Source organism: Microbacterium memoriense, from assembly GCF_025398275.1.
Lineage (GTDB): Bacteria > Actinomycetota > Actinomycetes > Actinomycetales > Microbacteriaceae > Microbacterium > Microbacterium memoriense.
Map to the genome: position 1 here is coordinate 14,894 of NZ_JAODOR010000007.1, position 22,325 is coordinate 37,218.

Annotated in this window: 20 protein-coding genes; 13 read left to right on the top strand and 7 right to left on the bottom strand. The window is 68.8% G+C overall.

Annotated elements, in window-relative coordinates; translation table 11 throughout:
* Positions 1 to 48 precede the first annotated feature (48 nt).
* On the bottom strand, positions 49 to 1,521 hold the full coding sequence (locus tag N4R40_RS06105) for a sugar transferase (RefSeq protein WP_261606486.1): 1,473 nt from the start codon (positions 1,519 to 1,521) through the stop codon (positions 49 to 51).
* Positions 1,522 to 1,845: 324 nt separating this feature from the next.
* Here N4R40_RS06105 and N4R40_RS06110 point away from each other — a divergent pair, with 324 nt between their 5' ends.
* Entirely contained in the window at positions 1,846 to 3,156 is a 1,311-nt protein-coding gene (locus N4R40_RS06110; RefSeq protein ID WP_261606487.1) for a UDP-glucose dehydrogenase family protein, read from the top strand.
* Here N4R40_RS06110 and N4R40_RS06115 read toward each other — a convergent pair.
* Complete coding sequence (locus N4R40_RS06115) at positions 3,135 to 3,416, bottom strand: hypothetical protein (protein ID WP_261606488.1); 282 nt, start codon at positions 3,414 to 3,416, stop codon at positions 3,135 to 3,137. The genes N4R40_RS06110 and N4R40_RS06115 overlap by 22 nt on opposite strands.
* Before the next feature lie 261 nt (positions 3,417 to 3,677).
* On the opposite strand from N4R40_RS06115, the gene N4R40_RS06120 reads away from it, so the two are divergent.
* Complete coding sequence (locus tag N4R40_RS06120) at positions 3,678 to 5,012, top strand: HNH endonuclease (protein WP_261606489.1); 1,335 nt, start codon at positions 3,678 to 3,680, stop codon at positions 5,010 to 5,012.
* Between the two features lie 44 nt (positions 5,013 to 5,056).
* Entirely contained in the window at positions 5,057 to 5,821 is a 765-nt protein-coding gene (locus N4R40_RS06125) for a hypothetical protein (protein WP_261606490.1), read from the top strand.
* Between the two features lie 12 nt (positions 5,822 to 5,833).
* Here N4R40_RS06125 and N4R40_RS06130 read toward each other — a convergent pair whose 3' ends face one another.
* Both N4R40_RS06130 and N4R40_RS06135 read right to left on the bottom strand, forming a co-directional pair.
* A complete protein-coding gene (locus N4R40_RS06130; protein WP_261606491.1) occupies positions 5,834 to 6,661 on the bottom strand; it encodes a universal stress protein in 828 nt (275 codons plus the stop codon).
* A gap of 111 nt (positions 6,662 to 6,772) precedes the next feature.
* Complete coding sequence (locus tag N4R40_RS06135) at positions 6,773 to 7,540, bottom strand: CPBP family intramembrane glutamic endopeptidase (RefSeq protein WP_261606492.1); 768 nt, start codon at positions 7,538 to 7,540, stop codon at positions 6,773 to 6,775.
* A 65-nt stretch (positions 7,541 to 7,605) separates the two neighbouring features.
* Here N4R40_RS06135 and N4R40_RS06140 point away from each other — a divergent pair, with 65 nt between their 5' ends.
* The 3 genes from N4R40_RS06140 to N4R40_RS06150 are packed head-to-tail and all read left to right on the top strand — an operon-like array spanning position 7,606 to position 10,645.
* A complete protein-coding gene (locus N4R40_RS06140; protein ID WP_261606493.1) occupies positions 7,606 to 8,220 on the top strand; it encodes an arsenate reductase/protein-tyrosine-phosphatase family protein in 615 nt (204 codons plus the stop codon).
* Between the two features lie 48 nt (positions 8,221 to 8,268).
* Entirely contained in the window at positions 8,269 to 9,783 is a 1,515-nt protein-coding gene (locus N4R40_RS06145; RefSeq protein WP_261606494.1) for a polysaccharide biosynthesis tyrosine autokinase, read from the top strand.
* A gap of 1 nt (position 9,784) precedes the next feature.
* On the top strand, positions 9,785 to 10,645 hold the full coding sequence (locus N4R40_RS06150) for a hypothetical protein (protein WP_261606495.1): 861 nt from the start codon (positions 9,785 to 9,787) through the stop codon (positions 10,643 to 10,645).
* Here the strand turns inward: N4R40_RS06150 and N4R40_RS06155 are convergent.
* Positions 10,635 to 10,997 carry a response regulator transcription factor gene (locus tag N4R40_RS06155; protein WP_261606496.1) on the bottom strand — a complete coding sequence of 121 codons (363 nt, stop codon included), beginning with the start codon at positions 10,995 to 10,997 and terminating at the stop codon, positions 10,635 to 10,637. The two genes, N4R40_RS06150 and N4R40_RS06155, sit on opposite strands and share 11 nt — an antisense overlap.
* 76 nt (positions 10,998 to 11,073) lie before the next feature.
* On the opposite strand from N4R40_RS06155, the gene N4R40_RS06160 reads away from it, so the two are divergent.
* The 7 genes from N4R40_RS06160 to N4R40_RS06190 all read left to right on the top strand — a co-directional run bounded on the left by N4R40_RS06160 (position 11,074) and on the right by N4R40_RS06190 (position 20,017).
* Positions 11,074 to 12,717, top strand: a complete 1,644-nt coding sequence (locus N4R40_RS06160; protein WP_261606497.1) for a sensor histidine kinase — start codon at positions 11,074 to 11,076, stop codon at positions 12,715 to 12,717.
* On the top strand, positions 12,714 to 14,348 hold the full coding sequence (locus N4R40_RS06165; protein ID WP_261606498.1) for a sensor histidine kinase: 1,635 nt from the start codon (positions 12,714 to 12,716) through the stop codon (positions 14,346 to 14,348). Before N4R40_RS06160 ends, N4R40_RS06165 begins: the two co-directional genes overlap by 4 nt.
* A complete protein-coding gene (locus N4R40_RS06170) occupies positions 14,338 to 15,516 on the top strand; it encodes a hypothetical protein (protein WP_261606499.1) in 1,179 nt (392 codons plus the stop codon). Before N4R40_RS06165 ends, N4R40_RS06170 begins: the two co-directional genes overlap by 11 nt.
* 10 nt (positions 15,517 to 15,526) lie before the next feature.
* Positions 15,527 to 17,326, top strand: a complete 1,800-nt coding sequence (locus N4R40_RS06175; RefSeq protein ID WP_261606500.1) for a DUF4012 domain-containing protein — start codon at positions 15,527 to 15,529, stop codon at positions 17,324 to 17,326.
* 29 nt (positions 17,327 to 17,355) lie between these two features.
* On the top strand, positions 17,356 to 17,898 hold the full coding sequence (locus N4R40_RS06180) for a cell wall protein (protein WP_261606501.1): 543 nt from the start codon (positions 17,356 to 17,358) through the stop codon (positions 17,896 to 17,898).
* 22 nt (positions 17,899 to 17,920) lie between these two features.
* Complete coding sequence (locus tag N4R40_RS06185) at positions 17,921 to 18,946, top strand: glycoside hydrolase family 6 protein (RefSeq protein WP_261606502.1); 1,026 nt, start codon at positions 17,921 to 17,923, stop codon at positions 18,944 to 18,946.
* A gap of 72 nt (positions 18,947 to 19,018) precedes the next feature.
* Positions 19,019 to 20,017, top strand: coding sequence for a response regulator (locus tag N4R40_RS06190; RefSeq protein ID WP_261606503.1), 999 nt, complete (start codon positions 19,019 to 19,021; stop codon positions 20,015 to 20,017).
* 47 nt (positions 20,018 to 20,064) lie between these two features.
* On the opposite strand, the gene N4R40_RS06195 is transcribed toward N4R40_RS06190, so the two are convergent.
* Together N4R40_RS06195 and N4R40_RS06200 are read right to left on the bottom strand one after the other, a co-directional pair.
* Positions 20,065 to 21,462: a glycosyltransferase family 2 protein gene (locus tag N4R40_RS06195; RefSeq protein ID WP_261606538.1), complete on the bottom strand. Its 1,398-nt coding sequence runs from the start codon at positions 21,460 to 21,462 to the stop codon at positions 20,065 to 20,067.
* A 109-nt stretch (positions 21,463 to 21,571) separates the two neighbouring features.
* Entirely contained in the window at positions 21,572 to 22,303 is a 732-nt protein-coding gene (locus N4R40_RS06200; protein ID WP_261606504.1) for a fructose 1,6-bisphosphatase, read from the bottom strand.
* Between the last annotated feature and the right edge of the window lie 22 nt (positions 22,304 to 22,325).

Consider the following 22,325-nt stretch of genomic DNA (forward strand, 5'->3'; position numbering starts at 1 on the left):
AGGACGAGAAATCGCACCAGCCACGATTCACGTTCTCGCGCGACCTCGTCAATGGGCCGTGTCGCCGGGGGCGACAGCGGCTTTCGCCGTCTTGGCGAGGATGGCCAGGTCGCCAAGCAGCGACCAGTTCTCGACGTAGGAAAGATCGAGCCTGACGGTTTCCTCCCACGACAGGCTCGACCGCCCGCTGACCTGCCAGAGCCCTGTGATCCCAGGCTTCACCAAGAACCGGCGGTGCACGTGCGTTGCGTATTGCTCGACCTCGCTCGGCAGCGGCGGGCGAGGGCCCACAAGAGACATCGACCCACCAAGCGCGTTGAACAGCTGCGGAAGCTCATCGAGGCTGTACTTGCGCATGATGCGGCCGATGGGAGTGATGCGCGGGTCGTTCTTCATCTTGAACATGACCTCGTTGCCCGAGTCAGCGCCCTGCTCCTGCCGCTCGCGTTGCAGGTTCTCGAGCAGCTCTTCGGCGTTCGTCACCATCGAGCGGAACTTCAGCATGGTGAACTCTTGGCCGCCGCGGCCGATCCGGGTCTGACGGAAGAGCACGGGGCCCTCCGACGACAGGCGAATGCTCATCGCGAGAAACGCGAGCACGGGGCTCAGCAGCACGATGGCGACAATGCTGACGCAGATGTCCAGCATCCGTTTGACGAAGTCTTGCCCTTTGCTGAAGCGCGGCGTCTCGACATGAATGAGGGGCAACCCCGCGACCGGGCGCGTGTGCAACCGGGGGCCGGCGATATCCACAATGCTCGGCGCGAGCACCAGGTGCTGCCGGCCGGCCTGCAGGTTCCACGAGATCTGCTTCACCTTGTCAGGCGGCAGTTCGTCGGTACTCGTCACGGCAACCGTGTCGGCACCCGTCAGCGCCATCGCACGTTCGACGGCTTTGACGCTGCCCATCATCGGAATCTGGGTGCCGGGCACCACGTTGCCGATCTCTCCGCTCGTCGTGCACGCCCCCACGACGTGGTACCCCGCGCTGGGGTTGCGGCCGAGCTCGCGCGCGATCTGCGTGACCGACTCGCTCGACCCGACCAGCAGCACCCGTGCCGAGTAGCGTCCGTTGCTCCGCATGGTGACGAGCCAATTGCGCCACAGCCATCGGGTGAAGAGGAGTACGAGCACACCCGCGGGCAAGCTGATCAGCAAGAAGCCGCGCGCGACGTCGGTCTGCGTGAGAAACGCGATGATCGCGACCGCACCGAACAACCGCAGGCTCGCATCGACGACGCGCAAATATTCGTCGGGGCCTGAACCGAGCACCCGCACGCTGCGCGAATCACTCCACGACAAGGCCAGCATCCACGCAATGATCAGGGTCGTTGAAAACACCCAATACGACACCTCAGAGATGCGCGCGTCGGCGCGGATCGCCAGCTGCGCATTGCCGAGACCGAACCAGGCGATCTGCGTACCGAAGACGACCCACACGAGAGAGAGGAAGTCACTGATGACCAGACGCGTCTGAAAACGGCGGCGCCAGTCATCAACAGCGGGCGTGGGGGGAGTCATAAGAAGGGGGCGCGCAGGCGGCACGGCTGGTCCGGTGGAGTCAGCGGGTGCGCTGCGGTGCATATTCGAGTCGTGAGGCGACTGCGTCGTCGCATCGACCTCAACTTCGGTCGACACTTCGCATCCTCCTTCGTCGTCTCTATCTCGGCTCTCGGGAGATTATCAGTCGTATGTGTCCGCCGTGTATCGCGTGACGTCCACTCCTGATCTCCGTCGTTCGAGCCTAGGATAAGAATGAGAGCCGTCTCATCAACTTTCGGATGAGCTTTTCGGCGCGTTCGCCGGGGACCACAGCTGTAACACGGCGTCGATACGCTCTCCCGCATGCGACTTTCTGTCATTGGGTGTGGATATCTGGGCGCCGTGCACGCGGCGGCGATGGCTTCGATCGGGCACGAGGTGGTCGGGATCGACGTCGACGAGCGCAAGATCGCGGCGCTCTCGGCGGGTGAGGCGCCGTTCTTCGAGCCCGGGCTGCCCGAGATTCTCGCCGAAGGAATCGCCTCGGGGCGGTTGAGCTTCACGACCGACATGTCTGCGGCTCGCGGCGCTGCGGTGCACTTCGTCGGGGTCGGCACGCCGCAGCAGAAAGACAGCTACGCCGCCGACCTCACCTACGTCAACGCGGCCGTCGATGCGCTCGTGCCGTTTCTCTCGCCCGGCGACATCGTCGCGGGCAAGTCGACCGTGCCCGTCGGCACGGCGGCAGATCTCACCCCGCGGGTCGAGGCTGCCGGGGCGACGCTCGTCTGGAACCCGGAGTTCTTGCGTGAAGGCTTCGCCGTGGAGGACACGATTGACCCCGACCGGCTCGTTGTCGGTGTGCCCTCCGACGAGGCCGGAGCACGCGCCGCCGACGTGCTGCGCGAGGTCTACCACCCGGCTGTTGCCAAGGGCACGCCGTTCATCGTGACCGACCTCGCCACCGCCGAGCTCGTCAAGGTGGCGGCGAATGCGTTTCTCGCGACGAAGATCTCGTTCATCAACGCCATGGCCGAAATCGCCGAGGTCACCGGCGCCGACGTCACGCAGCTTGCCGACGCGATCGGTCACGACGTCCGCATCGGCCGGCGCTTTCTCGGCGCGGGAATCGGCTTCGGGGGTGGATGCCTGCCGAAAGACATCCGTGCCTTCTCCGCGCGCGCTGAAGAGCTCGGTCGGGGCGAATCGGTCGCGTTCCTCCGCGAAGTCGACGAGATCAATCTGCGCCGGCGCGAACGTGCGGTGCAGCTTGTGATCGAAGGCCTCGGCGGCCAGGTGTTCGAGAAGAAGATCGCCGTGCTCGGTGCCGCGTTCAAACCCCACAGCGACGACATCCGCGACTCGCCCGCCCTCGACGTGGCCGTGCGCCTGCACGGTCTCGGTGCGGACGTGGTCGTCACCGATCCGGAGGCGATTGCCAACGCACGCCGCGTGCATCCGCAGCTCACCTACATCGACGAGCGGGATGAGGCGATCCGCGACGCCGACGCCGTCATTCTTGTCACCGAGTGGGACGAGTACCGCCGCGATCTCGCGCCCGAACACGCGTCGACGTTGACAGCGGGACGCGTCGTCGTCGACGGACGCAATGGGCTCGATGCCGCCGCATGGCGCGCGGCGGGATGGACGTATTACGGCATGGGGCGGCCGTAAGGGGGCGCCTTTTGCGGGGGCGCCCGCTGCGGTGCGCCCCGGACACCTGTGATGTACGGCACGAGCACCGCGCGACCGCGAACGCGGCCCACCTCGAGGTCAACGAAAGCCTGCGGATACGTCGTCGTGTCGACCGTGATGGCGCCCATACGGGCCAAGTCGAGCACCTGACGCTGATCGGCGCGCGTCCCTCCGTACGACCGGCGCACGTCGACACCCCACGGGAGGGGCTCGGTGAGCGCATCTGCGGCGTAGCCCACGCCCACCCTGAGATCGCGCCGGCGGTGGCCGGGGCCGGTCCGACGCGTTCGCACTTCGCGCGTTCGCTGCGTACGGCGGAGCCGGCACCGGGGGCGTGATCGAGGAGTGGCTCCGCAGCGATGATCCGGTGGACGTCGATACCCTCACCGATGTCATCCTCGCGGCGGCGCCGGAGTGGTGGCAGGGCCGGGTGTGACCTGGGGGCTGGGGTCTGTGGATAACTTCGGACGAGTGTCGGAGGTATGTTCTACATTGAGGGTATGAACAACCCGCTGCTCACCTCCATCGCCGAAGCGCTCGACGCGCTCGCGATGGCAGGCGGCGACCGGGCCCCCGAGGCACTGACCCCGGGCGAGTTGGTGTCGTTGAACGCCGCTTTCGGGTCACTCAAGCGCCGAGTTGATGCGGCGTTCGCGCCCGTCGCGGCCGAGATCGCCCGTCAGTCACGCACCGAACTCGGCAAAGACTCACTGGCGAAGAGACAGGGCTTCCGCTCTCCCGTCGCGCTTATTCAGGCCACGACCGGCTCGAGCGTGGGCGAGGCCATCAAGATCGTCCAGGTGGCCGAAGCAACCGCGCCGCGCCTCTCGCTCACGGGCGAAGCGTTGCCGTCACCGCACCCGTTCGTGGCGGATGCCGTGGCCTCCGCCACACTCAGTGTCACCGCCGCCTTCGCGATCGTGACGCTCCTCGACCGCCTTGCCCTGCGGGTCAGCCCGGAACGCCGCGCCACGGCCGAGCGCGAACTTGTAGCGCTTGCGCCCGGGCTGCGCGCCGACGAACTCTCCCGCCTCATCTGCCGGGCCGAAGCCCACCTCGACCCCGACGGCGTCGCACCCCGCCACGAAGAAGCCCGCGCCGAGCGCTCTCTCACCCTGAGCGAACGCGACGGACGGCTACACCTCACCGGCATCTTCGACATCGGCACCGGCGCCCCCATCAAAACCGCGCTCGACAGCATGCTCACCCAGATCTTTCGCACGAATGAGAATGCCGACGACGCCACCCGCGACCAGCGCTCACCTCGCCAGATGCGCGCCGACGCCCTGGCCGACCTGTGCCAGCACGCCCTCGGGTGCACCACCGTGCCCACCGGGCCGACCACGACCGTCGTCGTGCGCATGACGCTTGCCGATCTTGAAACCGGCACCGGCCTCGCCGCCGTCGATGGCATCGACCAGCCCCTCCCCGCGGCCGCCATCCGCCGCATCGCCGCCGACACGCAGGTCATCCCCTGCGTGCTCGGTGGCGACAGCGACATCATCGACTGGGGTCGTGCCAAGCGCCTCTTCACCCCCGCTCAAAAGCTCGCCCTCGCCGAACGTGACGGCGGATGTGCCCTGTGCGGGGCACCCGTCGCCTGGACCATCGCCCACCACATCGACTGGTGGCAACGCGACACCGGGGCGACCGACCTCCGCAACGGCGTGCTCCTCTGCACCGGATGCCATCACCAGGTGCACGACGACGGGTGGGAGATCAGAATCGACGGCCCCGGCATCGACGCGCACGTCTGGTTCATCCCACCCCCGTGGATCGACCCCGACCGCGCGCCCCGTCCGGGCGGGCGAAACCGATACCGACTCAGCGCGTGACCCACGCCCCGCCCCGCGCGTCCACCCCTCGCTAGCGTGAACACATGAGCCCACCGACGACCGCACTGCAGCGCACCTACCGCTACCTGAGACTCACGCTGGTCGGCGCCGTCGTCGCGATCTTCACCGCCGTCGCCGTCGCCGCATCCGACGTCGGCTGGCTTCCCTCCCTCAGCGACTACTACTACTCCCCCGCCCGCACCACCTTCACCGGCGCTCTTTTCGTCGCCGCCGCCGTGCTCCTCGCCCTCTCCGGCCGCGGCCCCGAGCGCGCCCTCCTCGACGCATGCGCCGTTCTCGCGCCCCTCATCGCCCTCATCCCCACACCGCACATCCCCCCTGCCGCACTCCCCGACGTCGCCAACGGCATCACCACCTACCTCGTGATCACGACCCTCGCGCTGATCGTCGCGGTCACCCTCACCCTCACCGGCGACATGCCGGTCGCCGGTGTCGCCGCAAGCGGCAGCGTCGCCGCCCTCGTCATCCTCACACTCGGCCTCGCCTGGATGCTCGCGCCGCACGCGGTTCTCACCCACGGGCACGTCATCGCCACCGTCGCGTTCTTCGCCCTCTTCGGCGCCGTCGCGATTCTCCATGCCTTCCCGCGCACCACCGCGCCCCCGCCGCGCGCGCTCCGCGTGATCTACACGGGGATCGCAGCACTCCTCGGCCTTGTGCTCGTCGCCTACCTGACCACATCGAACGTCGTGCTGCTCGCCGAAAGCGTCGCGCTCGCCCTCTTCGCCGTGTTCTGGATCGTCCAAAGCATCGAGAAGTGGAACGACCCCGACCCCAGCCTTCGCTGAACGACCCCGCGCTCAGCGCACGATCGCGGTGACCGTCGCCAGCCGGGCCAGCACCTCCTGGCTGATCGAACCCAGGAGGAAGCGGACGAGTGCGCTGCGCCCGTGCGTCCCCAACACGGCCATCCGCGCCCCGTGCGCTCGCGCATTGATGATGTGCGACGGGTAGCCCTGCTCCACCACCCGCTCGACAACGAGGTCGGGATAGTCCGACGCGAGGCCCGCCAGCGCCACGGCCTGCACCTCCTCGGTCACCGCCTGCATGTTCGCGAGATACACCTCGGGGTACACCGCCAGCGAATTGCGCGGCGCCGTGAGCGGCGTCCACACGCTCACCGCCACCAGCTTCTCGCCCAGCCGATCAGCCTCCGCCGCCGCAAACGCGAGCGCCCGCTCCGACACAGCCGACCCGTCGAGCCCCACCACCACACCAACCCCCGCATCGAGGTCGAGATCGGGCACGACGACAACCGGGCACATCGCCCCCGCCACAATGCGAATACCGTGCGCGCCGCGAGCCGGCCCCTCGCCCGGACCGCGATAGTCGCTCCCGATGACGAGCAGCGCCGCGTCCTTGGACGCATCGATCAGATGCGTCACCGGATTCCCCGTCAGGACCCGCGTCGTCACGGGCACCCCGATGCGAGCGACATGCTCGTCGAGAAGATCCTGAGCCGCACTCGCCGCCGCAGAGACGACCGACCCTTCTCCGACAGCCCCGACCGCTCCCCCGACGACGGCAATCAGCTCGATGCTCTGCCCGCGCGCCAACGCCCGCGCGACCGCCCACTGCACGGCACGGTCCGAAGCCCCCGCAACTCCGACGACGATCTTCTCTGACATGGCACGTCCCTCCGTTGGGCTCCCCTGTAGCCCGCACGCTACTCGCGGCGACACCGGGCGGCCACGGTTCGGGCCGTGAAAAACCCGGTCGGACGCATCAGCGTCGGAGCATCAACTCAGCGCGGTCCCCACGACCATGAGAACGACGTAGGCCGCGTTGAAGACCACGTGGGTGAGCACGGCCCCCCACACGCGCCCCGTCAAGAGGACGAGCAGACCGCACGTCAGCCCGACGGCGCCGAAGACCACGGCATCCGCAACCGACAAGGTCCCGCCGATCGCGTGCACCAGGATGAACGCGCCCGTCGACACCAGCAACGCCGCGAACCCGGCGGCCAGCGACCCCGCCGCGCGGCGCAACAGCTGATAGACGACGACGAGCAGCACACCGCGGAAGAGGAACTCCTCGAGCACCGGAGCCACGAGCACGGCCGGCAGGGCGTCGGTCAGCCACCAGGATGCGGGCAGAGAACTGTCGAGCATCCCCGCCGTCGGAAACGGCGCGACGCCCGCAACCGCCCCCTGCATCCCGCGCAACGCCAACCCCACACCGACGCCGAAAAGCACGTCGACCGGACGGAAGCGGAGAAGCCCGATCGGCCGCGACCGCGCGAACGCGAAACCGATGGCCACGGCGAATCCCACCCACAGCGTGAGCGACGACGCGATCGGCGCCCACGGCGCATCGACCCGGCTGAGAAGCCCGCCGCCGACGATGCCGAGTCCTACCGAGACGAGCGCGACCGCCAGCACCACGACGTCCCACCGGCGGACCGTGCGCCCACCGAGTCGCCAATCCTGGCGCGGCGCGCGTCGCCGCCGTCGGGGTGCGGGCGCGGCGTCGGACACGTCAGGAGCGTCGATAAGCTGATCGGACACGCGCTAAACCTACCCGGCGCAGCCTCCGCACCACGATTTCCCCCCTCACGAGGAAGGTCACCGCCGTGCTCGAGATCCTCACGGTTTGCACCGGAAACATCTGCCGCTCCCCCCTCGCCGCCCAGCTCCTCACCGCGCGCCTGCACGATCTCGACGTCGTCGCCTTATCCGCCGGCACGCGCGCCCGCGGAGGCGAACCCATGACCCCGGAAGCCGCCCAGCTCGCCGCCGACCGCGGCATCCCCGCCGACACCGCCGCCGCCCACCGGGCGCGCTACCTTCAGCCCGCACATCTCCAGGAGCCTGTCCTGCTCCTCGCTATGGCACGCGAGCACCGCCGCGCCATCGTCGAAGCCGACCCCACGCGGCTCCGCTCCACGTTCACGATCCGCGAGTTCGCCCGCCTTGCCGCCGACGTCACCGACAACGAGATCCGCGCCGCCGCGCATGCCGCCGGAGACGATCCCGCCTCCCGCGTCGCCGCCGCCCTCGACGTCGTCGGCGGCCGTCGTGGGCTCACCCTCCCGCCCGCCGATCCCGACGACGACGATGTGATCGACCCGTTCGGCCGCTCGGCCGCCACGTACGAGCGCTCCGCAGCCCAGCTCATTCCCGCCGTCGACGCAGTCACACGGGTCTTTCACGCGTCACTGACACGAAACACGCCTGTGGCAGACTGATTCCGTACCGCCCGGCGCATCCGTGCAGCCACGTCACCGAGAGGCACCATGGAGCTCACCGATTACATCCGCGTCCTGAGAAAGAGTTGGCTGCTGATCGTCGTGCTGACCCTCCTGGGGCTCGGAGCGTCCGCCGCGTACTCCCTCACCCGTACGCCCGTGTTCGAGTCGTCGAGCACGGTGTTCGTCTCGACGCAGACCGGTGGCACGGCCGCTGAGCTGCAGCAGGGCTCGAACTTCACGCAGGCCCGCATCAACACGTACGTCGGCCTCGTCCGCACGCCCGTCGTGCTCAACCCGGTCATCGCCGAACTCGAGCTCGGCATCACATCGGAAGAACTCTCCGGGTCGGTGAGTGCTGCCGCGCCGCTGAACTCCACCCTCATCTCGGTCACGGTGTCCGACCCCGACCCCGTCGCGGCCGCCGACATCGCCAACGCCGTCGCCGCGAGCCTCTCCAGCGCGGTCCCGCGCCTCGAGCCCGAGGCCGCCGACGGGTCGAGCCCCGTGCGTCTCAGCCGCGTCAGCGACGCCCAGCCGGCGCTGGCTCCCTCGAGTCCCAACGTGCCGCTCAATCTCGCGCTCGGCACCCTCGTCGGTCTCGCTCTCGGCATCGGACTCGCCGTGCTCCGGAGCGTCCTCGACAACCGCGTGCGCACGCCCCGCGATGCGGAGCAGATCACCGCGGCACCGTCGATCGGTGCGATCGCCTTCGACGCCAAGGCGAAAGAGCGTCCGCTCATCGTCCACGCCGACCCGCTCAGCCCGCGCGCCGAGTCGTTCCGTGCGCTCCGCACCAACCTGCAATTCCTGGACATGGGCGGACGTGCGAGTTTCGTCGTCACGAGCTCCGTCCCGAGCGAAGGCAAGTCGACGACGACGATCAACCTCGCGATCGCCCTCGCCGACGCCGGCAAGCGCGTCGCCCTGCTCGACACCGACCTGCGTAAGCCCAAGGTCGCCGAATACCTCGGCATCGAAGGCGGCGTCGGCCTCACCGACGTGCTCATCGGGCGTGCGCGCGTCGGCGACGTCATGCTGCCCTGGGGTGGCCGCACCCTCTTCGTCCTCCCCGCCGGGAAGATTCCGCCGAACCCGAGCGAACTCCTCGGCTCGACGCAGATGGCGACTCTTCTCGAGATCCTCGAGCGCGATTTCGACGTCGTCCTCTGCGACGCGCCGCCCCTCTTGCCCGTGACGGATGCCGCCATCCTCGCCCGCGCCACGAGCGGCGCCCTCATGGTCGTCGCCGCGGGCCGCACGACGAAGCACCAACTCACCGGCGCCGTCGAATCGCTCAGCACGGTCGGCGCCAAGCTCGCCGGGTTCGTCATGTCGATGGTGCCCACGCGCGGCCCCGACTCGTACTACTCCGCATACGGATACGGGTATGGATACGGGTACGGCGCCTACGTGCAAGACCAGCCGAAGGGCCGGAAGGCCAAGAAGGCTGGAGGCCGCCGCCGCACCGCACCCGTCGCGTCGGTTCCCCCCGCACCGACGCTGACCGATCTCGGCATCGAGACCCGGCGCGACGCGCGCGGAGCCGACCGAGAGAGCTGAGATGGCCCGTAGGTCAGCCCTCGGCCGCGCCGCGGGCGCCGCGGCCCTCACGGCGATCGCGGTCGCTGCCGTCGCGCTCGCCGTGCTCGCGATCCAGCACGGACGGCCGCCCGCATCCGCCGCCACCGCCCGGCCCGTGCCGACATTCGAGATCGAGTCACCCTCCCCGACGCCCACGCCCACGCCGACGCCTTCCGCACCCACCGCCGACCGGTTTCTGAGCGTGGGCGCCGCGGCCGCGTGGCGTGCCACCAGCGGCGCCTGCGACGGCACCTCCCCCGTGATCGAATGGTCCGGCGACGACGGCCTCACGTGGACGGATGTCACCCCGGAGGGGATCGGCGCGGTCCGCTCGCTCACCTCATTCGGTGGCGTGAACGCCACGGCTGTCGTCGACGCGGCGAGCGCGTGCGACACCGTGGCTCTCAGCAGCTTCACCTCGGGCGCATACTGGCAGACCTACGACAACCTCTTCGCCGCCGCGAGCTACCTCACCGCCGACCCCGGCCAAGTCGTCGTCGCCGGAGACGCAATTGCGGCGCCGTGCTCGACCCCCCGCAATCTCCGTGTCGACGGCACCATCGCCCTCCTCTGCGAGGATGTCGCGTACGCGCGTTCCGGCACGGAGTGGAACCAGCTCGCGACCGGTGTCGTCGCTCTCGCGGTCGACCCCGCCGGCGTCGTCACCGCCGCCCGGACCGATGCGTGCGCCGGCATCGAGCTCACCCGCTACGACGGTCAGGCGGGCGGCACGCCCGCCTGTCTCACGGTTGCCGACCCTGCCGCACCCCTCGCGATCGACCTCGATCAGGGTGAGGTCGTCGCATGGTCCGGGGACGAAGTCGCCCGGCTCAGCCGATAAGGGCCGCCACCCGCGCACGCAGCTCGCGCGGCGCGAACGGCTTCACGAAGAAATCGTCGGCCCCGGCGTTCTTGGCTCGTGCGACATCGTCTGCGGATGACCGTGCGGTCAGCATCATGATTCGCGTCGCCGCGAACGCGTCGTCGGCGCGCAACGTCTCGCAGACCTCGATGCCGTTTTTGACGGGCATCATCCAATCCAGGACCATGACGTCAGGCCGGCGCGCCTGAGCAGCGGCGACACCGGCGCCACCATCGCGGGCCACATCCACCTCATGCCCCGCCGCGCTGAGCACCGCGGAAACAAGCGCAGCGACATCGGGGTCGTCTTCGACGACCAGTACGTATGCCACGGTGATCCTTCGCGAGCTTGCCGGTTTTCCTTTACCGTACACGCGTCCGAGCGCCGATCGGCGCTAGCGTCGAGTCATGCGCTTCCCCCGGCCGACCCCTCGTGCACTCTTGCTGTGGGTGGGGGGACCGGCCACCATCTTCGCCCTGAGCGTCATCGGTGTGTGGATGATCGTGCCCCGCTTGCCCATCTCCCTCTGGTGGCCTGCCGCCGGCGCCGCGGCGTGCTTCGCTCTGTTCACGCCGGCGCGGCAGCGAGCCTTCGCCTACGCGGCGATCTTCGCCGCGATCTCGCTGGCGGGCATCGCCGCCGGCACGGCGCCGATGACCGCCGTCGCCTACGCCGCCGCCGGTACCGGCGAGACGGTGCTGTTCGTCAGCCTGCTCTTCTTCCGCCGCCCCGACTTCCGTTTGACGTCCCTGCGCGACGCGACGCGCTTCGCCGCGGCCGCGACGATTGCGGCGAGCGCCTACGGTGTCACCGTCGGCATGGTGAGCGCCCTCGCCGCTGGCGGAGATATCCTCCTCACAGCGATCATCGCGGCGGCGTCCCACGCCTCGGCAGTCTTGCTGGCGGCCCCGTTTGCACTTCTCCCCCCACGCGAAGAAGACGCGGTCGGGTGGTGGGAGGTGGCGATCCAAACCGTCCTGCTGGCCGGTGCTCTGTCCGTCGCCTTCGCCCCCGCCTCGCGCCTGCCGCTGAGCTTTCTCGTCTTCGTGGTCCTCATCTGGGCCGTCCTACGCTTCCCGCCGATCATCGCCTACGCCCAGTCCCTGATCCTCGGCATCACGGTGGTGATCCTCACCCGTGCCGGGTACGCGTCGTTCCCCGAAGCGCTCACCCCCACCGAGGTCGCGGTCACGACCGTCACCCTGCTCGGCACCATCGGACTCGTGACAGTTGCCGTTGTCTCATCACGCTATGACAGCGTCCTCCGCAACCGCACCGCCGTGGCGTCGGCGCGCGCAATCGCGGACGCCGAACGCGAAACGGCCGCCGCCCTCCGCGCCCGCTATGAGCTCGAGCGACAGCGCGAAGACTTCATCGCGACGACGAGCCATGAGCTGCGGACTCCGGTGACGATCATCGCCGGGTACGCCTCACTGCTCGGCGACGGCGACCTCGACACCCACTCGCGCGAATGGGTGCAAGCGATCACCCGCAATACGGCACGCCTCGGTCTTCTCCTCAGCAACCTCCTCTCCCTCGCCCACCCGCAAGACGATCCCGATCCGTGGCCGAGGTCGACGTCCGCATCCGATCTCATCGCCGGAGCGCTCGCCCCCCTCAGCGATGCGATCGGTGCCGCGGGTGTCTCGATTGCCATGACGGCTCCGGCCGACCTCGCCGTCTGGGCCGACCGTGAAGACGCGAAGCGAATCCTCCGCAGCCTCATCTCCAACGCCGTGAACTTCAGTCCGGTGGGCGGTGAGGTCGCGGTCTCGGCCGAGCGGATCGGCAGCGACATCATGTTCTCGGTTCGCGATCAGGGCCCGGGCATGCCCCCCGAGGTCGCCGAGCACGTGTTCGAACCGTTCTACCGAGGCTCCAACGCCGCGCTCCACTCGACCCCGGGTGTCGGGCTCGGTCTCCCCATCGCGCGCATGCTCGCGCGCCGCAACCACGGCGAGCTCTCCCTCGTCACCAGCACGGGTGCCGGCGTGCGCGCGACGCTGCTCCTCCGCGCGGCGGGCCCCCTCGCCGTAGAGGGTCTCACATGAGCGTCGACCGGTGGGCCGAGCGCAGTCTTGTGGGGTCGATTGCGCGATCGGTGTGGCAGTGGCAACTCATCCTCACGTTGAGCGTCGTCGTGATGGGTGCGGTCGTCGCCGTGCTCGACCCGCATCTCTTCGGATCCGTCCCCTTCCTGACGGGGCTGCTGCTCATCGTCGCCATCGGCCTCGCGGCCATCGGTCTTGATTGGACTCGCCATCCCACGCGCGTCGCGCTGACCGTCCCGCTCCTCGATACTGCGGCGATCGGTCTTCTTGCCGCGAGCACGCAGTCGTTCAGTTTTCTCTGGTGCTTCCCGGTCGCCTGGATCGCCACGTACTACGGCACGCCTGCCCTGGTCTCCGCCCTCGGCATCGCGCTCGCCACACAGGTCCCGCAGTGGTGGAACGGCGGACGCACGGTCGAGACGACTCTGACCCTGCTGATCATCATCGTCTCGCTCGGCTTCCTCGGCGTCACGATCTCGATCGGCACGCGTCGCACGCGTGCTCTGCGCCACCTCATGCGCCGGCAGTCCCAGCAGCTCGACCGCGCGATCCAGCGGATCGTGGCCGAGGGGCACCGCGCCGACGCCCTCTTCGATGCGGTCGGCGTCGCGCTCGCGCGCGTCGACGAAGACGGACAACTCCTCGCCGCCAACGCTGCCTATCGCGCGCTGTACTCGTACCCCGGCGACGATCTCACCCATCCGTCCTCCGCCGTCGAATACGCCGACTACCTCGGCGACGCTCTCTCCCCCGACCAGACCTCCGTCGCGCGCGCGGCCGCCGGAGCGCGGGTGACGAACGAACGCATGTGGCTGTACGACGCCGAGGGAGAGTGGCGTGCGCTCAGCCTGTCCATCCGCGAACGCAACATCGACGCGGGAGGCGCCCGCGGTGCCATCATCGAGATCGTCGACGACAGCGACAGCGTCCGGCAGCAGGCGGAGAGCCGGTCGCAGGCCAGTGCGGTCTCGCACGAGCTGCGCAACCCGCTGACCGCGATCCTCGGGCATGCCGACCTGCTGCTCGACGACGACACTCTCGATCCCGCCGCCAAAGAGCACGCCACGGTCATCGAGAACGCTGCCGAGCGGATGCTGGTGCTCATCCGCGGCCTGCTCGGCAACACCCAGCCGTCCGACCGCGCACCGCGCGACTTCGATCTCGGCAGCGTTGCTGCGAGCGCCGTCGCCGCCTTCTCCCCGACCGCGGCCGCCAAGAACGTGACGGTCGTCAAGGAGATGGGCGCGTCGCTACCGGTGAGTGGCGACGGATTCCGGATGCGTCAGGTCGTGGACAACCTCATCAGCAACGCCATCAAGTACACGCCCCGCGGGGGCACCGTCGTGGTGTCCACGAGCTCCACCGCCGACACGGCGGAGCTCCGCATCGCCGATACCGGCATCGGAATCGGGTCGGACGATCTCGCGCGCATCTTCGACCCCTACTTCCGAGCGCAGAGCGCCACCGACGGTCATGTCGGCGGCACGGGACTCGGCATGGGGATCGCTCGCGAAATCGTCCGTCGCCATCATGGCGATATCACCGTGACCAGCACGCTCGGACAAGGGACCACGGTCACGGTCACCCTGCCGGCCGCATCGACGCTCGAAGGAGAAGGTCGTGATCGATAACGACGTGTTCATCGTCTTCGTCGCCCTGGCGACGCTGTGCACCATCATCATCATCGGGTTGGGGTTCCTGCCTCGGCCCTCCCGCGAGGCCGCGATCTGGTCGGGAGCGTTCGTCGGAGCGATGTGCGCCTCGTACGTCTGGCTCGCCGGCAACGTCCTGGGCCTCGCTCCCCTCCGCTCCGCCGGCATCGGCATCGTCCTGACGGCGTCGATGTGCATGTGGGTGGGTCTGCGCGCGCGTCGCGCCGCCGAGCGCACCTACCTCGCCCCGATCCTTCTCCTCGGTGTCGCTTTGACGGCGCTCATCGTCATCTCAGCAGAGACCTCGTGGGCGGAGATCGGCTTCCGCGCGGCGTTGCTGGTCGCCGCCGCGGTAGCCGCAGCGACGACCAGTGAGCTCTTCCGAATGGGGCCACTGCACCGCGACGAGATCCTCCCGCTCGCGCTCGCCTCGCTCGCGTTCATCATCGTCACCGCGGCCGGCGTGGTCGACGGCGCCCTCCGCCTCGCGCGCGGTGAATCCCTCGAGATCGACGGGGGTGTCCTCGCGCTCCGCGCCCTCGGTGTGCTCGGCGGGGCGGTGTACTTCGTCGCGGCGCTCGTGACACTCCTGCTGCTCGTGCGCGAAGAACGTGCCGGCACCCATCACGCGCTGCGTTTCGACTTCAGCGCGATCGCCCGCGATCGCCTGGCACGCGCGGAGGTCGCCAACGACCTGTGGTGGTCGGTCCTGGAGATCCGCCTCGACGACCCCATCGCGATCCGCGAGGCGACGAGCACCGCGGCGTACAACCGCGTCGTCGCCCGCTTCGCCAGCGACGTGCTCTCGATGCTTCCCGCCGAAGCCGACATCGACCAGAAGTCGGCGAGCCGCTACGTCGTCCTCCTTCCCCGGCCCGACGCATCCGTGCGCCCCCTCCTCAGCCGCCTCTTGGCGCGGGTTGCCACTCCCACCGAGGGGCAGGGGATCGAGACCCGACTGTCGGCGAGCATCGGCTGGGCGCCAGTCGGCCTCCTCAGCTTCTCCCTCGACACGCTCCTGGCCGCCGCCGCCGACGCTGCCGACACCGCACAACGTGAAGGAGGCGACCGCTGGGAGCGCGCGGACGATCTCGCCTTCCTGGACAACGCGCCGACCGGAAACATCACCGACGCACGCCCCGCGTAGGATCGGGCGGGTGACTGCGCCCGTTCTCCCTCCTGCCGCGCGCACCGCCGGGCGCATCTTCGTGATCGCCCTCGGCGCCTGCCTGCTCGCCGTAATCGCGATCGCCGGATGGATCGGCGTCCGCGGCGCCGAGGCCTACGGCCATGTCCGCGCCGTCCAAGACGGCACGTCGGACGCGATCGCGGCGCTCTCGGCCGATCCCGCCGCCGCGAGCACCACGCTCGAAGGCCTCGCCGCACACGCCGCCGCCGCCCGCGATCTCACCTCCGATCCCATCTGGCGACTCGGCGAGAGCGTTCCATGGATCGGCCCGCAGCTGTCCGCCTTCGCCACCGTCGCGGCAGGCCTTGACGCCGTCCTCACCGAGGGCCTCACCCCGATCGCCCGCTCGGCGGGGGGTCTCTCGCTCGACGCACTGAAGCCGGTGGATGGTCGCATCGACCCCGCACCGCTCGCCACGATCGCCGAACCAGCCCGCGCCGGCGCCGATGCCGTGGCCCGCTCGTCGGCGCGCATCCACGCGATCGACACGGTTCCCCTCGCGGGTGTCGTGGCGGATGCCGTCCGCGACGCCGACGCACAGTTCGCCGAGGTCGCCACGGCGACCGACGCGCTCGCCCGCGCCGCGGCGCTCCTCCCCGGCATGCTGGGGCAAGACGGTCCGCGCACCTATCTGGTCATCGTCCAGAACAACGCCGAGTGGCGCTCCCTCGGGGGCATTGCCGGCGCGGGTGTGCTGCTGCATACCGAGGATGGGGTCCTCACGCTGTCCGGCACGTTGTCCTCCACGGACTTTCCTTCCGGTTTCCCTGACCCGGTCGCGCCCCTCTCCGACGAGATCGTGGCCCTCTTCGACACCAAACCCGCGCGCTACATCCAGAACACCACGCAGATCCCGGACTTCGCCGTGGGCGCCCCCCTCGCCGCCGAGATGGTTCGGAGTGAGACGGGCCTCACCGTGGATGGAGTCCTCGCCGTCGACCCCGTCGTCCTCTCATACCTCCTCGACGCGACAGGACCGGTCACCGTACCCACGGGCGACGTCCTGACGGCCGACAACGCCGTGAGCCTTCTTCTCAATGAGGTGTATTTCCGATACGACAAGCCCGCCGATCAGGATGCGTTCTTCTCTGCGGCGGCCGGCGCCGTCTTCGACGCGCTCGCGCGCGGGACGGCATCGCCGGGCGACCTCGTCTCGGCACTCGGGCAGGCCGGCGCCGAACGGCGCCTCCTGCTGTGGAGCGCCGACCCTGATGAGCAGCTCATCCTCGCAGACACCACCCTCGCGGGCCCTTTGCCCACAACCAACGACCAGACCGCGCAGTTCGGCGTGTACCTCAACGAGGGCGGCGGTTCGAAAATGAGCTACTACACGCATCCGAGCGTGCAGCTCGCGTGGAACACGTGCGCCCCCTCCGAGACGGTCGCCGCTCGCTCCCTCACTCTGACCCTCACCCTCGAGAGCACGGCGCCCGCGGATGCCGCGACCTCCCTCCCGCCGTACCTCACGGCGGACGGGGCGTTCGGAACAGCCCCCGGAGACTCCGATGTGGTCGGCAACATCTATCTGCCCACTGGCTACGAGCTCACGGAATCATCGCTCAGCACCGGCGGCGGGTTCGGCGGCGGCATGCACGACGGGCGGCAGGTCCTCACGCTCGGCGTCGTCCTCGCCCCCGGCGCCTCCGCGACGGCCACCGTCACCGTGCGCGCCGTGACCGGAGCGGATCACGCGGAAGCGCTGGTCACCCCCACCGCCGACGCGGACCTGGCGACCACCGTGTCCGCCGGCTGCGGAGCCCTCGGGTAAGATCAAAGTCTCCCGGGGAAAGGGTGAGCATGCCGCTCCGCTTCCGCGCTGCCATCACGGCCGCGGCGATCATACTGCTGACTCTCGGTGCGCCTTTCGCAGCGCAGGCGTCGAGCATCTACCCGCCCGTGGACGCGTGCGAAAGCTCGCAGTCCGCCGCCGCTGCCGGCGCAACCATCACGTTCTCGTGCAACGCCGGGACCTTCGGCGCCGACGAGGCGGTCACGGTCACCCTCACGGGAGAGAACGCGGCCTCCGCCCGCTTCGCCCTCGTTCGCCTCGAGGTGTCGACCTTGAGCGGCGCCTACACGTCGACGTCGAGCGGCGCCCTGGATGCCGTCCGCATCACGCTGCCGAGCAACAGCTCCGGCATCTACAACATCGCCGCCGTCTCTGCGACATCGGCCGGCGGCACCTCGAGCGTCTCGGCGCTCGGAGCGGACGGCTTGCCGTCGACCGGCGGCGATAGCTCGCAGCTCCTCGGTCTGTGGATCGGCGGTGGCGCCGTCGTTCTCGCCGGGGTCGTCATCCTCGTGGCCGTGTGGCTCCGCCGCCGTCGCGACGACGACTGATCCCGCTCGATAGAGTGCAGTGGTGGCCCATTCCCGCTCTCCCCGGCGCCGACGACGCCCGTCGACACGCACCTGGATCGTCGTCGGGCTCATCGCCGCGGGCATCCTCGTCGTCTCCGTGCTCGCCGTCGTCGGGTGGGTCGTGACGCGGGGCTTCTACGCCGCCGTGGCGACGCCCCCTGCGCACGGCACGACCGTCATCGCGCCGGAGCAGTCGAAGGCGACCGTCGCCCTCAAGACGATGGGGATGGATGCCGATGCCGTCACCGCGACGGAGTATCTCGCCGCGCAGCCGACCGCCTACTGGCTCACCCCCGAGCAAGACCCGATCGGCACCGCCGGCGCGACGGTGACATCCCTCCTTGCCCAGGCGCGCACAGAGAAGCGCACACTGGCCGTGGTCGTCTACGGCCTTCCCGAACGCGATTGCGGCAACCATTCTGCGGGCGGCCTCGAAGAGGACGACTATCGCGTGTGGGTGAAGGAGATCGCGGCGGGTATCGCGACCGGACCCGACGTGCGGACGATCGTCATCCTCGAGCCCGACAGCATCGCCCTCGCCTCCGATTGCGGCGACATCGCTGACCGCGCGCGGACGCTCCAGGCCGCCGTCGGCTCGCTCGTTGCCCCCCACACCTGGATCTACGTCGACGGCGGTCACAGCCGGTGGCGCAGTGCCGCCGAGATGGCCGACCTCATCCGTCAGATCGGCGTCATCGACCGCGTGCGGGGGGTTGCTCTCAACGTGTCGAACTATCAGTCCTCCTACGACGAGTTCGCCTTCGCTCACGCCCTCTCCGACGCCCTCGGGGGCACGCACGCCATCATCGACACATCCCGCAACGGGGCGGCCACCGCAGGCGCCACGTGGTGCAACCCGCGGGGCCAGCGCATCGGCGAACCGGGCGGGACCTTCGGAGACGAGGTCGTCGACACGAACCTGTGGATCAAGCCCCCGGGAGAGAGCGACGGCACCTGCAACGGCGGCCCGGCAGCCGGCGTGTGGTGGCCCGATGTCGCCGTCGAGCTCACCCAGGACGTGGGCTGACGCCGCCGTGGCGGCACGCCTGTAGCATGTGACTCACCGACGCCCCTTCCATCCCCCCCGGAGCACCGTCCTATGACCGATCCCTCGGCTCTGCTGAAGACTGCCGTCATCATTGAGGACGACCCCGACATCCGCCACCTCATCGTCGAGGTCCTCGAGGCGGCGGGCTTCTCGACCGTGTCGGTGGGCAACGGCATCGACGGGGTGCGCGCGGTGCTCTCCTACCAGCCGCTCATCACGACCCTCGACGTCAATATGCCGGGAATCGACGGCTTCGAAGCCGCACGCCGCATCCGGGCGCAGAGCGACACGTTCATCATCATGATCACCGGACTCGAAGAAGAGGCCGACGTCGTGATCGGACTCGGAGCCGGCGCGGACGACTACATCGTCAAGCCGTTTCGCCCGCGCGAGCTGCGCGCGCGCATCGACTCGCTCCTGCGCCGTCCCCGGGCTGGGGCGAGCGCGGCCCCCGCCATTCCTCGCCAGGAATCCGCCGGACCGTCCTTCCCCGGCGCTCGGCCCGCGGCCCGGCCGGATGCGCCGTCCGCATACCCGCCGCCCACATGGATGCCACCGGTCGATCCGATGGCCGACATCGACCTGCAGCAGCCCCCCACGCCGGTCTTCGCCGAGAACCCCGGCTACGCGGCGCCGATCGTCGTCCCCTCCCACGTGGGCCCACAAGACGCTGCTCCGGGCACCGACCTCGCCACCCCGGGCGCCCCCGGCGTGGGACCGGGATGGGTGATCCACCGCGACCTCGCCGTCAACCCGGATCAGCGCGCGGTGATCGTCGGGGGCCGCGACCTGCCCCTGACCCGCACCGAGTTCGATCTCCTTGCAACGCTCATGGAATCCAAGCGTCGTGTGCGCAGCAAGGCGGATCTGACACTCGTCCTCCGCGGCGAGTCCTATGTCACGAGCTACTTCGTCGGCGACGCGGACAAGCGCGCGATCGAGGCCCACATGACGAACCTGCGACGCAAGCTCGGCGACAACCCGAACAATCCGCGGTACATCGAGACCGTGCGCGGCGTCGGCTACCGGCTGACGGCCGAAGCGGCCTGATCGCGGGTCCCCCAGAAACCCGTATCAGGCCGTCCCGGCCCTTCCGCTCAGACGCGGAAGCCCTGATGACGTCGGAACAGCTTGAACGACATCAACACCGTCTGAATCACGGTGACGACGCCGACGACGGGCCACCCCACCCAGAGGATCGCAGACTGAGCCACGGGGCTCAGGAGGTTCCAGATCACGGCGACGGCGACGGCGACGATCGCGAGCAGGATGAAGGGCACCCAGTGCCCGATGCTCCCGCCGCCCTTTTCCGCCTTGGCCTGCATAGCCCAGTTGTCGACCTTCTTGCGCGAGAGGAACCGCGTCCACGAACGCAGGAAGTGACTGATCCGGATCCACATGAACATCTCAGCCGGAATCATGAACACCGCGAAGCCGATATCACGCGAATTACTGTTTTTCATCGCCCGCGCGACACGCAGGTTCAAGAGCATCGCGACGACGGGCGGCAGGAGCCACCACGGCGAGAAGACGAACGCGTTGATCGACAGCGATGCGATCAACAAGGTGAGGAACGCGACCCGCACGAACAGATTCGTGAGCATCGAGAAGTTCTCGAACCACCGCAGCCGCAGGTTCGGGTGGAACGGCTGGCCCTTCGTGTCACCGCGCTGGCCTGGCCACATGAGCTCGATCGCTCCATAGGTCCATTTGACCTGCTGCGCGTCGTAGCCCTTGAGGGTCGTCATTCCGCCGACCTCGGCCCGAGCGAACGGGCTGATCTTGGTCAGATAGCCCGCGCTCTTGATCTGCAGAGACAGAAGCGAGTCCTCGACCTCGCTGTCCTTGACCCACGGCGAGTTCTGGTGATTCGCCTTCATGACATCGCGCAGCGCCGTCGTCGAGAAGATCGAGAATTGCCCACCGAGGACCGCCATGTTGCGACCGCGAAGCAGGTTCTGCAAGTTGAAGGCCGCGAACTGGGTGCGCTGCCCCGCGATGAGGAACTTGGCGATCGTGCCCTTGATCGGCTGATCGTCGATCGTGTAAATCGCGGAGATCCCCCCGATGCGTGAGTCGGAGACGGCTTCGGACTCGAGGTACTCGACGGCGCGACGGTCGGCGGTCGTGTCGCCGTCCACGCCGAGCAGGTAGTCGTATCCCTCGACGAGAGAGTAGCCGTAGTTGAGCGCGCCGACCTTCTTGTCGGGGTTCTTGCCGATGTCGTGCACGAAGACCTCGGTGAACTGCTCGCCGAGCTCCGTGGTGATCTCGTGCGGACCGCTGAATTCGCTCGCGATGCGCACCGTGGCATCCGTCGTGTTGTTGACGACGACGTGAATGACGTCGGGCACGCGCGTCTGATCCAGGAGCGACCGCAGCACGTCGCCGATCGACTCTTCCTCGTTGTACGCCGGGACGACGCATCCGATCGTCGATCGGTGGACGGTCGTGTTCTCCAACACCGACGAGAAATCATCGGCCAGGGGATCCATTCCCGCCGGCGTCAGCGGGTGTTCGTAGGCATCGACCGCAGCCGACGGCGCAGGTTGCGCCTGCTCATAGGGAAATGTCACGGTGGTGTCCTCCGCTCTCACGCTCAGACTATTCACTCGCGGTGCTCGGTGAGTAGATCGCAATCGGCAGAACCTGGTAGACGGTCTGCGTCGCGAAGCTGTTGTCGTCGTTGGCGCTGCCCTCGACGGCGATCTGCAGCGCGAACTGGAGGGTGATGCCGTATGCATCGGCCGGCAGCTGGTGAATGGTCGTCTCGGGAACGAGCAGACCGCCCTGGAAGCTGTTGAGCAAGAGCCCGCGGTCCGAGCGGAGCGTGTCGGTCGGCACGAGGGTGCGGGGATCTGCCGAGAACTGGAACGGCGACATCATTTGGCCCTGGTTCATCGCCGACTGCGACACCTGGGAGGTGATGCTCACCATCGAGAGGTAGACGCGGCGCTTTTGGGCGAGGACCGCTTTCTCGTCGACGCGGGAGTCGTAGACATTGACGGCGAAGCCGAAAGCCTTTTCACTGTCGGGCGTCCACTCCTGCGTGCGCTTGGGATCGGCCGCCCACACATCGATGCGCAGCTCGAGTCCGTCCGCGACCTCGCTCGAGAGCGTGGTGCTGCCGTCGTAGCTGAAGTCGGAGTCGAACGGCCGCGCGACATCTGACGCGGTCGGGTTCGGGGTGGGTATGGCGATGGTCGCGTTTTGCCCGGCGTTCAGCCCGTTGAACGCTTCGACGACCTGCGAGCACCCCGTCAGCGAAGCGATGAGTGCCGCGGCAAGGCCGATCGTGGCCAGGAAGCGCGCGCGAGGGCGGGAGATAATTCGCATGGGGAGACTTTCGGGAGACGAA

Excerpts from the sequence above, each read along its gene's own strand:
- N4R40_RS06160 (WP_261606497.1), top strand. The coding sequence starts at position 11,074 with ATGCGCTTCCCCCGGCCGACCCCTCGTGCACTCTTGCTGTGGGTGGGG.
- N4R40_RS06190 (WP_261606503.1), top strand. The coding sequence starts at position 19,019 with ATGACCGATCCCTCGGCTCTGCTGAAGACTGCCGTCATCATTGAGGAC.
- N4R40_RS06165 (WP_261606498.1), top strand. The coding sequence starts at position 12,714 with ATGAGCGTCGACCGGTGGGCCGAGCGCAGTCTTGTGGGGTCGATTGCG.
- N4R40_RS06195 (WP_261606538.1), bottom strand. The coding sequence starts at position 21,462 with ATGGATCCCCTGGCCGATGATTTCTCGTCGGTGTTGGAGAACACGACC.
- N4R40_RS06125 (WP_261606490.1), top strand. The coding sequence starts at position 5,057 with ATGAGCCCACCGACGACCGCACTGCAGCGCACCTACCGCTACCTGAGA.
- N4R40_RS06150 (WP_261606495.1), top strand. The coding sequence starts at position 9,785 with ATGGCCCGTAGGTCAGCCCTCGGCCGCGCCGCGGGCGCCGCGGCCCTC.
- N4R40_RS06200 (WP_261606504.1), bottom strand. The coding sequence starts at position 22,303 with ATGCGAATTATCTCCCGCCCTCGCGCGCGCTTCCTGGCCACGATCGGC.
- N4R40_RS06105 (WP_261606486.1), bottom strand. The coding sequence starts at position 1,521 with ATGACTCCCCCCACGCCCGCTGTTGATGACTGGCGCCGCCGTTTTCAG.
- N4R40_RS06130 (WP_261606491.1), bottom strand. The coding sequence starts at position 6,661 with ATGTCAGAGAAGATCGTCGTCGGAGTTGCGGGGGCTTCGGACCGTGCC.
- N4R40_RS06110 (WP_261606487.1), top strand. The coding sequence starts at position 1,846 with ATGCGACTTTCTGTCATTGGGTGTGGATATCTGGGCGCCGTGCACGCG.
- N4R40_RS06120 (WP_261606489.1), top strand. The coding sequence starts at position 3,678 with ATGAACAACCCGCTGCTCACCTCCATCGCCGAAGCGCTCGACGCGCTC.
- N4R40_RS06180 (WP_261606501.1), top strand. The coding sequence starts at position 17,356 with ATGCCGCTCCGCTTCCGCGCTGCCATCACGGCCGCGGCGATCATACTG.
- N4R40_RS06145 (WP_261606494.1), top strand. The coding sequence starts at position 8,269 with ATGGAGCTCACCGATTACATCCGCGTCCTGAGAAAGAGTTGGCTGCTG.